This is a genomic window from Helcococcus sp. KG196, assembly GCF_046035495.1.
GTDB classification, from domain to species: Bacteria; Bacillota; Clostridia; order Tissierellales; family Peptoniphilaceae; genus Helcococcus; species Helcococcus ovis.
This window is the reverse complement of sequence record NZ_JBFNFI010000001.1, coordinates 32,443-45,168: the sequence shown is the minus strand read 5'-3', so window position 1 is coordinate 45,168 and position 12,726 is coordinate 32,443. Positions and strand designations below refer to the sequence as shown.

Here is a 12,726-nt window from a genome sequence, read left to right as displayed (position 1 = left end):
AGCACATATGATGAAAAAAGTGAATTCAAATGGATAATAGACAAGCTCTTATAATGATTAAAAATCAAACCACTTTATAGAAAAACTAAGTGACTTATATTCAAACGTTATAAGTAACAATATGAATACAATAATGAAAGTCTTAACATCAGTTTCAATTGTTATGACTGTACCAACAATAATTGGTGGACTTTTGGGAATAAATACAGCAAATCTACCATTTGCATTTTGGTATTTAATTTTAATATCATTTGGACTAAGCTTTTTAATAATCTATTTATTAAAAAAGAATGATTACTTGTAAAATATATCCTTTTTATTAATTTATCTTTAGTTTTTCTTTTCTCGAACTTTTATTATTATTTTCCATTAAAAATAGAACCTTTCCACCATACGTGGACTTTTGGTTCTATTTTTCACTATTAAATTTTTTACAAAAAAGATTTTCAAATGACACCATTTATATTTAAAATATAAAAATCATTAATTTACTTAAAACACCATCACACGTATAATCCAATTAACTTAATTACAAACTTTGAATTTTATTTGTTTTTCCCAAAAATTTCCTTAAATAACCACATTATTAATAAAACAATTAAACCAAACCAAGCAATTTTCAATGTAACACTTATAAAAAATTTCATAACAATTAATACTACATATATAATAACTAATAAAACAATAAAACTACCTAGACATCCTATTTTATTCTTTTCTTCCATAATAATTCTCCTTAATTTTAATATAATATTATTATATTACATTTTTAGATTTATTCTATATTTTTTATATATAAATGCAATAATTGTAAATTGAAATAAATAAATATAATCTTGAACCCCAAAATCTGATGTGTTTGGATTTTTATTTTTTGAATTTTGAACATCTAATCCATCCGATTTGTTTTCAGTAACTTTAACAGGACTTTTATTTATATCTGCTCTTTTAATAATTTTTTCACCTTTATTTTCTAATACTTCGTTATTGATTTTATCCAATTTATCTTTTCTATATTTTTTAACTTTTTCATATTTATTAAAATTTTCGAAATCTTGATATAAATAGAATTTATTATTATCTTCAAATAATTTTGCTATTTCCAATATAATATTATCATTTAATCTATCCGCTGAAATCAATACACCTAAAGGCAAATTATCTTTTGTTAAATGAGTAGGAATGCTTATACTTGGAGTATCCGTTATATTTGACAATTGTGTAAACGGAGTTATGGTCCATGCTGGCAGCCATTGATCATATATTAAATTTAATGCCTCATCCTTAGTCAAATTAGACATATCTCTCATCTTTTCATTTAATTGTTTGGGAATATGATTATAATCAGCATCAGGTGCAGAATATGAAGTTGTAGGTGTTATAAATGCTTGATATTTTTTATAGAAATTTTCCATTTTGTTTCTAAAATCTATTAAATCATTTTTTGCTTTTTTTATATCATCTGAAGACAATTTCTTTCCTAATTGATATAATCCCCAATTCAATAACTCTACGTCCTTTTCAGACATATCTTTTTTATATATTTTTTTAAATAAATGATTTGATATACTTCCTGATTTACTTGCATTAATATAATAATCTATCATCATTTTCTTGCCATCAATAGGATATTCTACCTCTTCCAATAAATAACCTTTTGATTTTAAAAAATTAACAGCTTCATTTACTGCTTTAATCGCTTCATCACTTATAGGTGTATTTGCTGGAGTTTTTGTTGTATATGCAATTACCTTATTTTTATCTAAATGTAAATCTTTAGTTTTAATATCTCCACCTAATGCATTTGCAATACCTATAACATCTTCCATTTTTTCAGCCATAATAAAATTTTCCATTTGAAATCCGGTCGATTTAGAATTAGGTTTTACTACTCCTCCCGATGGAAAATATCCAATTAATCCACTAAATGAGGCTGGTATACGAATAGAGCCTCCTGCATCATTTGCTGTTGCAATAGGAGTTTGCCCTACTGCAACTCCAGATGCCGAACCGCCTGATGATCCGCCTGGATTTTTATTGGTATTCCAAGGATTTTTTGTTATTCCAAAAAGATTTGAATTTGTAACATTAATCAATCCCATTTGAGGAACTGTTGTTTGAGCAACCGGTATAAATCCTAAATCCGTGTATGCTTTTACCAAAACATTATCTTTTTTTGAAATATTATCTTTCATAAATTCTAACCCATAAGAATTCATGCCATTTGCAAGTTCAAATGTTAGTCCTTTTATAAGTAATGGAACTCCAAAAAAAGGTTTATCTTTATTTGACATATTTTCAGCGTCAGCATAAGCTCTATCTTTAAGTGCTTTATTAATTGTTTGTCCGTCTTGTTTAATAATATTATTTAAAATTGGATCTGTTTCCTCAATAACTTCATATGCCATATCAACCAACTGTCTTGCTGTCACTTTTCCATCTCTAACAAGCTTAGCCATTTCAGTCGCTGATAATTTTTTATATGTTGCTTTATCTAAAACAAATTTATTAGTTTTATTATCCAAAGTGCTATTTGCTTTAGAAATAGTTGAATTAACTAAAATCATTAATAAAATAATTGCAATATATTTTAATAAAATATTATTTATTTTCTTATTATACATAATTCCTCCTTGTATTTTATAAACAAATTATAAATAAAATTATAAAATTTTTATGTGATCTCAAATATAATTGACAAATATATTTGTAGAATATAAACTTATAGATATTAAATTAATGAGGAGTTACATATGAACAATAAAATTTTAAGATTAACTCAAACAGCTATTTTAGCTGCATTATGCTTTATAGCCTTTAGATTTTTACAGATAAAGATTCCGGTACCTGGAGGATCTGATTTTACTTCATTCCATTTTGGAAATGTATTTTTAGTCTTAGCAGCATTATTACTTGGAGGAGTTCATGGTGGATTAGCCGGAGCAATAGGAATGACAATAGGAGACTTACTAGATCCTGTGTATATTTTAGTTGCACCAAAAACATTTTTACTAAAATTATGTATTGGCCTTATCGTAGGTTTTATTGCTCATAATTTAAAACATATTAATAAATCAAACGATAAAAAATTTATATTAAAATGGACAATAATTTCTTCAATTTGTGGCATGGCATTTAATGTAGTTGCTGATCCTGTTGTTGGTTATTTATATAAGTTATACCTACTTGGACAACCACAAAATATCGCAAAAGCTTTAGCAAAAATTTCAGCCGGAGTAACATTATTTAACGCTATATTAGCAGTTATTTTTGCAACCATATTTTATATGGCTATCAGGCCAATATTATTCAAAAATGATTTAATAAATAAAATTTAATATAAGTTAAAAAACTGATGTAAATATGCTTTTGACATATATAACATCAGTTTTTAATTATCCAATTATTTTTTATTTAAATAAAATAAATTTATATCTTATATTTATATTTTATTTTTTGTTCCTATTGTATAGTGCTGTTATAATTGGTAAAATAACAAATCCAATAATCATTGAAGCAATTGCTAGATAGTTTGGTGTCTTTAGTCCCGCTTCTGATGTAAGTGTGAATTTGCCAACCCAATCAAATTTAACTAATAAAATTAATGTTAATACTAAAGAAATTAAAGGAATTATAACATCTGTTGCAAAATTTTTCTTTGCAGTTTTTATTATTTCTTGTTTATTTTTTCCATAGAAGAACATAATTATTGCTATTGGAACTAAGACAAATTGAGCAAATCTAGCTATCGCACTGATAATCATTATTGACCCCATATTATATTCAAATGCAATCGGTAATAATATCGCTATTATAGCTGTGATAATTGTTGCATATATTGGGAATCCGCTTTTTGTCCTTTTCGCAAATATAGCAGGCACTTGTCCTTGTTTTGACATGGATTCTAAGACTCTTGGTGTGTGGAATGAAGCTGCAACATTAATACCAAACATTGAAACTAATGAGCCATATAAAATAATGTTTTTAATAATTGCATTATCGAAAACTGATAGTAAAGCAACTACTTCTTTTGATTTTACTAATTCAACTGGATTAATCATCATTGTTACTAATACAATACCAATATATATGAATGCAATTATCCCCATTCCTAGAGGAATTGCTATTGGTAGATTTTTTTCTGGATTTTCCATATCATCCGATCCTGAAGCAACTGATTCGAATCCTGTAAACGCATAAAATGCAGCAATAATTGCGACTACATATGCTGAAAAATCCATTTTAGAAACTACATCTTTTGTTACATCATTAATATGTGAATAATTATTTGTTTGTGTAAATACTACAATTAAAACTCCTGCAATTATTACAGTGACTAAAACTAATAATTTTCCTATAGTTGAGATATTACTTACAAATTCAATAAATTTTGTACCTAACAAGTTTATAATTACTAAAACAATCATTAATACAACAAAACCAAGTGTTATATTTGTAAAACTTCCACTGTCAAGATTAAATATCCTTAAAACGGATTTTACTACACCTGTTGCCATTACTCCCCATGCAATTGCTGCTGAGAAATATCTCGTAACACCCACATATAAACCTGCACCGTCACCAAATGCAGCCTTTGTGTATGCATAAGCTGCCCCACCTTTAGAAACATATTTTGCAGCTGATGCAAAAGTAACAGCCAATACTGTAGCAAATACTGCTGCAATCAAATAAATGTATGGAGCATATTGTCCTGACATTTTTACAACTTCACCCGGTGACAAGAAAATACCCGCACCTATTATTGAGTTAATTGTTAATAATACAATTGACCAAAATCCAAATTTTTTTACATTTTCACTATTCATATATTTCTCCTTTATTTTTTAGCATTTTCAATTAAATTTTTAAATAGTAAATTCATTGATTCTTCAACTCTATGAAGCATTTCCGGATGCCATTGAACGCCAATCATAAACGAATAATTTTTACTTTCAAAAGCTTCTATTACACCATCTTTACTTCTTGCGGAAACAACAAATTCATCTGCAACTTTATCTAAAATTTGATGGTGAAATGAATTTACCATTATACTTTCTTTCCCAAAAAAATCATATAATTTTGTTCCTTTTTCAAGATTAACACTATGTGTTAATAAAGTAGGATTACCAACCTGATTATGTTTTATATACACATCTTTATTTAATGATAAATCTTGATATAATGTTCCGCCATGATAAACATTTAATATTTGATATCCTCTACAAATACCTAAAATAGGTATACTTTTTTCTTTTGCATATTTAATTAATTTATAATCAAATTTGTCTCGTTCTAAAAGTGTCTGTCCAATTTTTTGATGAGGTTCTTGACCATATAATATCGGTGTAACATCATGACCACCACTCAAAATAAGTGCATCAATATTTTCAATTTGTTGTTTAATAACCTCATCATCACTATTCATTGGAATAATATATGGTATCCCACCATTTTTTATTACGGACTCACAATAATCTTCGTTAACATAAGATCTTCTATAACCTTCAAATCCTCCTGCACTTTCAACTATTATTGAGCCTGAAATCCCTACTATCGGTCTTTTCACTATTCCTCCTATTTTTCTATCATTCTATTTAATACCTCTATATCCGTTTGTTTCATGCCTTCTTTAGCTATATATCCAATATTTCTAATTGTATTTTCTACACAATCTTTCAATAATCCATCTCCCGCAATAAAGCTTTTACCTCTTTTAGCAAGATTAAAACCTGTAATACCGGCATCAACAGCAGTCGCTATTTTAGCAGCACATGAAGGTTTAGCACCATCACAAATCATACCTGAAGCAATCATCAAAGCATTACTAATTGTTTCTTCAACAATTTTAAAATTTTGAGTTTCAACATATGCAATACCTGCTCCTGCTGCAACTCCTGCTGATGTAACTCCACAATAAGCAGAAAGTCTGCCAATAAATCTTTTTATATGAAGTGCTACTAGATTTGAAATAATAAGTCCTCTATATAGTATTTCCTTAGATGCATTTCTTTCTTTTGCGTACTCAATAACTGGTATGCTACAAGTAATTCCTTGATTGCCTGAGCCTGCATTTATGACAACTGATAAACTGCATCCACTCATCCTTGCATCTGATCCTGCTGCAGCTTTAGCACGAGCTCTAGTTCTAAGACTATTATCCTCGTCTAAAAGCATTTTACCAACTGCAGAGCCCCATTTTCCAGTTAATCCTTCTTTAGAAATCGCTGTATTTGATGATATTTGTTGTTCTAATAAATTTTCAACCCTACTTAAATCAATATTTTCTGCATAATCAAATATATCTTTTACGGAAAGTTTATCATAATCCTTATGAGTCCTTGCATTTGAATAACAATTATCATACATATGTACTTCACCATTTTTTATTATTTTAACAATATTTGTATGCTTATTTTTAATTTCAACTTCAACATTATTTCCATAATCATCATATAAAACTATTTCAATATCTAAATTTTCCTCCCCCTCCTTTAAAAATACTGAAATTTGTTTATTTTCAAGCATTATTTTAGCATTTTGAATGTCTTCTTTTGTAACTTCAGATAAGACTTCAAGTTCCTTATTAGCTTTTCCTCCTATAATACCAATTGCTGCCGCTGATTCAACACCCTTCATGCCACTAGTATTAGGAACTGTAACACTTTTTACATTTTTAATGATATTTCCCGAACATTTAACCTCTACTTTAACAGGCAATTTACCTAAAACCTCTCTTGCCTTTGCTGCTGCAAGAGCTATTGAGATAGGTTCTGTACATCCACAGGCTTTTATCAATTCACTTTTTAATAAATCTGTGAAATCTATCATATTTCCTCCTAATTGTTCAAAAAAAACATTTATGATAACGTTTTTATTTAAATAATATTATACCATTAATTCTGAATGTTTTGTAGAATTAATGGTATATTTTTATCAAAACTAACTATTTATTATTTTAAGAATTTCATGCTTAATTCTTATATATTCATCATCATTTTCAATTATTTCATATGGATTATCAATCAATTTTTCATAATAGTTAATTTTAAATTCTTTAATAATAGTTCCCGGCGATTTACTCATTACAATTACTCTATTAGCTAATTTCAAGGCTTCATCAATATCATGTGTTATCATGAAAAATGTTTGAGATTCATTAAACCACATCTTTCTTATGAATGCCTGCATTGATGATCTGGTAATTGCATCCAGTGCTCCAAATGGTTCATCCATCAAAACAATATCCGGGCTGGTTATTAATGTTCTCGAAAGAGCAACTCTTTGTTGCATACCACCAGATAATTCAAATGGATAATGTTTTCTATATTCTAATAATTTAGTTTTTTCTAAATACTCATCAACTAAATTGTTCATAACATGTTTTTCTGTCTTAGCAATTTTAAGTCCGTATTTTATATTATCTTCAACGTTTAACCATGGATAAAGATTTGTTGATTGAAAAACTACTCCTCTATCATGTCCGGGAGCTAATATTTCAACATTATTTTTCAATACTTTACCATTACTTGGTTTTATAAAACCTGCTATTAATTTTAGTAGCGAACTTTTTCCACATCCGGATGGTCCTAAAACAACTATAAAATCTGATTTATTAATCTCTAAATTTATATTACTAATAGCATGAGTATTTCTTAAATTTTCATTATAAACTAGTGAAACATTATTTAATTTAATCATACTTTACTCCATTTCTAAAGATCTTTCAATATATATTGGATTTATAAATTTTTTAATTTCTTCAATTGAAGGAACTTTTTTAATTTTACGTTCATCATGTAAAAACCTTCCCGTATCATAAAAAACATTTACAAAATTACCCGGTTTTTTTGATGTTCCAAAATAATCATTTGATAATAATTCTCTTCTGGTTAACCACATGGATCCATTCATTTGAGATTTTGCTTCCGATTCAGTAATTCTTAAACTTTCAGCAGCAGCTTTAATCGCTTTTTCAGGATTTGTTTTATATATTGATCCAGCTTTTGAAAGTGCCAAAATATAATCATAGACTAATTCAGGATATTTTTTTGAAAAATTTTTATTTACTAAATCTATATTAACAGTTGTAATTCCTTTTTTAGCTAAATCCTTACTTGTAATCAATACGTTACCGGTCTTTTTTAAATCTGATAATGTTGGTTCCCAACTATATGCAGCATCGATATCTCCACGTTTCCATGCAGCAACAATATCCACTGTGTTCATATCTAATAAGGTAACATCATGTTTACTAATTCCATTTAATTCTAATGCCTTTACTAAAGATAAATGGCTTGTAGATGCAAAAGGTGTCGCAATTTTCTTTCCCCTTAAATCCTTAATATTATTAATATTTCTACCTTTTTGTGCAACAAGTGCTTCATTTTCTCCTAAAACATCATGTATCCATATTAGTTCAACGTCTATACCTCTTGATAGTGCAACAACTGAATTTGTATAACCCATTTCAGCAAAATCAATTGCACCTGATGAAAATGCAATATTTGCTGATGTTCCTGAATCAAAAAATATCAATTCAACATCTATTCCTTTTTTACTAAATATGTTTTTAAAAATATTTAACTTATCTGCAACAGTTTTATCATTTGCTACACGAATTGTTCCTATTTTTATTTTTTTAGGCCATCCATTTTTTTGAATATTATAATTACACCCTGAAATTAAAACAAAAGTAAGCACAAAGATAATAATTAGAATTTTCTTTTTCATATTTACTCCTATTTTCCATTCCAAAATACAAATCTTTTTTCAATCAAAGTTAATAAATAATCTATTAAAACACCTGTTATACCCATTATAATTATGCCTACAAATACCACATCTGTATTTATATATTTATATGCATCAATTACCATCCATCCTATACCGGCTGTTGCAGCAATCATTTCTGCGGATACCAATGTAGTATAAGCAACACCAATTGCTGTCCTTATACCAACAAAAATTTCAGGAAATGTTGCAGGTAATATGATTGTCCTGAAAATTTGAAATTTTGTAGCTCCAAATGTTTCAGCACTTAATATATAAGATTGATTTACTCTAGAAACAGCTGAAATGCTTGAAATATACATAGGTGCAAATGCAGCCAAATATAATAATGTTATTTTTGACTTTTCATCAATACCTAACCAAATTATTAATAATGAATAATATGCCAACGGAGGCAAATTTCTATAAAAATTTACAAAGGAATTTAATATTGCACGAATCTTAGGGAAATATCCACAAATTAGTCCCAAAGGTATTGCAGTTATAATTGAAATAACAACTGAGACAATCAATCTAAACATACTAATTCCAATGTGACTCCAAAATGAAGTATAATTATACCCATTAATTAAAATGTCCTTAAATGTTAATATTACTTCAAATGGAGATGGCAATTTATGAGATGGCAACACATTAAATACACTTAGTAAAGTCCATAACAATAATATTACTCCCCAAGTAGTTATAGTAATATATCTATAATTCTTATTACTCTTCATGTAAAATATATCTCCTTATCAATAAAATAAATAAGATGGATGTTTCCAACCATCTTATTTATATTTATAAAATTTTAGTCAAAGTTATATCCTGTAACTATTTTTTCACGTCCTGTTGTAACATCATTAAAATATTCATAGTAACTTAATTGTAAGAATGAACCTTGTATGTTAATTACATTATTATAACCATAACCTTTTAAGGCTTGTAATACGTAATAACTATCCCATGAAGTTCTACAATGAACATAAACCGGTCTATCTTTTGGAATTTCATTATATCTTTCTCTAACTTCATTAATTGGAATATTTACTGCTCCAATAACATGAGATTTTTCAAATGCAGCCTTTCCTCTTACGTCTAATATAAATTCTTTATTTTCTACTAATTCTCTAACTTTTGTTACAGGAACTTGTTCATAAACACCATTTAAAACATTTAATCCTGTAAATCCAGCATAATTTACTGCATCTTTAGCTGTTCCAAATGCCGGTGCATAACATAATTCTAATTCTCTTAAATCATCAAGTGTTGCATTCATAGTAATCATTGCCGCAATAACATTAACTCTTGCTACTGCATCTCCTTTACTGATTGCTTGAGCACCTAAAACTTTTCCTGTTGGATATTCATATATCAATTTAAAATGCATAGGATTTGGATTTGGCATTAATTTTACTTTATCCATTGGAATAACTAATGCAAAACGGTAATCTATTCCATTTTCAATACATTCTTTTTCATTTAATCCTGTTGCTGCTGCATTAAGATTAAATACTCTTATACATGATGAACCGATTACTCCTTTATTTTGCACTGCTCTACCAAAAATATGATCTGCAGCATTTCTAGCTTGTCTTTGTGCTGGACCAGCTAAAGGTAATCTTGTTTTTTTCTTTGTAATTGAATTAAATGTTTCAATTGCATCACCAACAGCATAAACATCTTTTAAATTTGTTCTAAAGTTGTGATCAACTAAAATTCCTCCGGTTTCACCTAGTTTAACACCTGATTTTACAGCAAATTCAACATCCGGTTCAACACCAATTGACAAAATAACTGCTTTAGCTTTAACTTCTTTTCCACTTTGTAAAATCACCTTATCATCTTGAACTTCTACTAATGCATCATTTAAAATTAGGTTTACACCATTATCATGTAATTCTTTATGTAACATTTGAACCATGTCATAATCGAAAGGCTTCATTATTTGATTTGCATACTCAACTAGTGTTACATTTTTGCCTGAGTGACGCAAGTTTTCTGCCATTTCAACACCTATAAATCCACCACCTACAACTACAACATCTTCAACATTTCTACTTGTCAAAAATGCATCTGTTTTTCTAACGTCATATACATTTTTAATAACAAATACATTATCAGCATCAACATTCTTAATTGATTTTGGGACAATAGCATTTGCTCCAGGTGATAAAACTAAATAATCGTAGTGATCTTCAAATTCTTCATTTGTTTCTAAATTTTTAACCAAAATTTTGTGCTCATCTGCTATAATTTTTGTTACTTCATGATTTACTTTAGCACTTAGGTTAAATGAAGCTCTGAATTCATCTGGATTATATAAAATTAAATCATCAACATTTTTAACTTCTCCACTGAAGAAATTAGGTAAACAACAGTTTGAAAATGAAATATTAGGTCCTTTATCATAAATTTGAATATCTGCATTTTCATCAATTCTTCTAATTCTTGCTGCAGCTGAAGCACCACCTGCTACACCACCAACAACTATATATCTTTTACTCATTACTAGTCTCCTTTATTTTTTTAATTTTTTTAATTGATCTTTTCTTAATGTACCAATTACACAAACTTTACCAGCGAATAATTTCAAACCTATAATACCACCTAATGACATTGATATTAAAAATACCCATCCTGATAATGAAAAGCTTGAAATAGCTGAATACATAGCTCCTACATTACAACCTTGGCCAAATCTTGCCCCGAATCCTAACATAAATCCACCTAGTGCAAAATATGCTGCATCCTTAAATTTAAAATCAAAATCTATTTTAAATCTATTTGCTAATAAAAACGCTACTGTACATCCGAAGAATAAACCAATATTTCTAATTGTACCGCCATCGTTTAATAATCCTTTATTTACTTTATCTAAATAACTTCCAAACATTTCTTGTGGGAAGTCTATAATATGTCTAAAAATACCAACATTCAATGTTAGTAAAGGTGATGAAACACCCCATGGTTTATTTGTTGTAACAAGTACGAAAATTGCAAACATTGCTAACATTAATGATCCAATTGTAAATGACCATCTTTCAACAAATAATTTATGATATGTACTATAACTAAAGAATTTACTTTCTTTTAAATTTGGTGCCAATTCCTTTTCAATATCTTCATAGTCGCCTTTAGGATCCATATAGGTTCCTTCTTTTTTTCTCATATCTTCATATTTCAATGTTAAAATATAAAGTAATAATAATAGTAACAACGTAAATGCCAATGCACCCCAATGGCCTAAATATTGTGGCAAGTATACTCTTCCACCAATTTTACCAACAGATGTCTTTTCAAAAATTTTCAAAGCATAAAATCCTGGACCCGAACCAATTACAAAGAAAATAAATGCAATAAATGCTCTCCCTTGCCCTTCTCCAAAATCTGCCAAAGTTCCTGAACCACATCCTCCGGCTAGCATCATCCCTATCCCGAAGATTATTCCCCCAATAACAGTTGCTAAACTAATAAAGTATGCATTTTGTGTACCGGGAATAATTTTATCTCCTTCTTTTGCTAAAAAGCTTGGTACTGCCCCACCTAGAACCGCTTTCATTTGTATTGCAAAGAAAATTACCGATGTAATTGCTAATAAAACAATAAGTGCTTTAGATAAACTTCCCTCTCCTCTCATATAGATACGTTTTATTCCACCTGCAAAACCATATCTTGATCTTGTAAGGGTATATCCTAACCCTAATCCAGCTACAAGATATAATTGTAATTTTGGATTTGATAAATTTACCGCAAAAAATATTAATAATAAAATTACTATCAATCCCAAAACAGGTTGAATATATTTATTTTTACTCATTTTTCCTCCTTTTAATTTAAACTTTGTATTAAAAATATCAATACGCTGTAGATATAATTTTAACAAAAATTTTAAAAATGTAAATATATTTTTAGAAAAAGTATAGCTTTTTTATTATTTTTATATTGATTTAT

At 28.2% G+C, this 12,726-nt stretch carries 12 protein-coding genes; 2 read left to right on the top strand and 10 right to left on the bottom strand.

The genetic code is table 11. The features are described from left to right. Window positions 1-76 precede the first annotated feature (76 nt). Window positions 77-304, top strand: coding sequence for a CorA family divalent cation transporter (locus ABGF45_RS00225; RefSeq protein ID WP_280633975.1), 228 nt, complete (start codon window positions 77-79; stop codon window positions 302-304). Window positions 305-545: 241 nt separating this feature from the next. Here the strand turns inward: ABGF45_RS00225 and ABGF45_RS00220 are convergent, their stop codons facing one another. After that, a complete protein-coding gene (locus tag ABGF45_RS00220) occupies window positions 546-725 on the bottom strand; it encodes a hypothetical protein (RefSeq protein WP_134710741.1) in 180 nt (59 codons plus the stop codon). A 36-nt stretch (window positions 726-761) separates the two neighbouring features. After that, window positions 762-2,624: an amidase family protein gene (locus ABGF45_RS00215; RefSeq protein ID WP_134710742.1), complete on the bottom strand. Its 1,863-nt coding sequence runs from the start codon at window positions 2,622-2,624 to the stop codon at window positions 762-764. A gap of 129 nt (window positions 2,625-2,753) precedes the next feature. Here ABGF45_RS00215 and ABGF45_RS00210 point away from each other — a divergent pair, with 129 nt between their 5' ends. Then, window positions 2,754-3,338 (top strand): ECF transporter S component, encoded by a 585-nt coding sequence (locus tag ABGF45_RS00210; protein WP_408112612.1) that lies wholly within the window; start codon window positions 2,754-2,756, stop codon window positions 3,336-3,338. A 111-nt stretch (window positions 3,339-3,449) separates the two neighbouring features. On the opposite strand, the gene ABGF45_RS00205 is transcribed toward ABGF45_RS00210, so the two are convergent. The 8 genes from ABGF45_RS00205 to ABGF45_RS00170 all read right to left on the bottom strand — a co-directional run bounded on the left by ABGF45_RS00205 (window position 3,450) and on the right by ABGF45_RS00170 (window position 12,592). Beyond that, window positions 3,450-4,826, bottom strand: a complete 1,377-nt coding sequence (locus ABGF45_RS00205; protein ID WP_134710744.1) for an APC family permease — start codon at window positions 4,824-4,826, stop codon at window positions 3,450-3,452. Window positions 4,827-4,837: 11 nt separating this feature from the next. Then, window positions 4,838-5,566, bottom strand: coding sequence for a gamma-glutamyl-gamma-aminobutyrate hydrolase family protein (locus tag ABGF45_RS00200; RefSeq protein WP_134710745.1), 729 nt, complete (start codon window positions 5,564-5,566; stop codon window positions 4,838-4,840). A gap of 8 nt (window positions 5,567-5,574) precedes the next feature. Beyond that, window positions 5,575-6,828, bottom strand: a complete 1,254-nt coding sequence (locus tag ABGF45_RS00195; RefSeq protein WP_408112611.1) for a serine dehydratase subunit alpha family protein — start codon at window positions 6,826-6,828, stop codon at window positions 5,575-5,577. 111 nt (window positions 6,829-6,939) lie between these two features. Further along, window positions 6,940-7,698, bottom strand: coding sequence for an ABC transporter ATP-binding protein (locus tag ABGF45_RS00190; RefSeq protein WP_134710747.1), 759 nt, complete (start codon window positions 7,696-7,698; stop codon window positions 6,940-6,942). 3 nt (window positions 7,699-7,701) lie between these two features. Beyond that, complete coding sequence (locus tag ABGF45_RS00185) at window positions 7,702-8,730, bottom strand: ABC transporter substrate-binding protein (RefSeq protein WP_134710748.1); 1,029 nt, start codon at window positions 8,728-8,730, stop codon at window positions 7,702-7,704. Window positions 8,731-8,738: 8 nt separating this feature from the next. Continuing rightward, a complete protein-coding gene (locus tag ABGF45_RS00180) occupies window positions 8,739-9,509 on the bottom strand; it encodes an ABC transporter permease (protein WP_134710749.1) in 771 nt (256 codons plus the stop codon). A gap of 74 nt (window positions 9,510-9,583) precedes the next feature. Next, window positions 9,584-11,281 carry an FAD-dependent oxidoreductase gene (locus ABGF45_RS00175; RefSeq protein WP_134744312.1) on the bottom strand — a complete coding sequence of 566 codons (1,698 nt, stop codon included), beginning with the start codon at window positions 11,279-11,281 and terminating at the stop codon, window positions 9,584-9,586. A 12-nt stretch (window positions 11,282-11,293) separates the two neighbouring features. Continuing rightward, the gene (locus ABGF45_RS00170; protein WP_134744313.1) at window positions 11,294-12,592 is read right to left on the bottom strand and encodes a YeeE/YedE family protein; all 1,299 of its coding nucleotides are present in this window, start codon (window positions 12,590-12,592) and stop codon (window positions 11,294-11,296) included. Window positions 12,593-12,726: the final 134 nt, after the last annotated feature.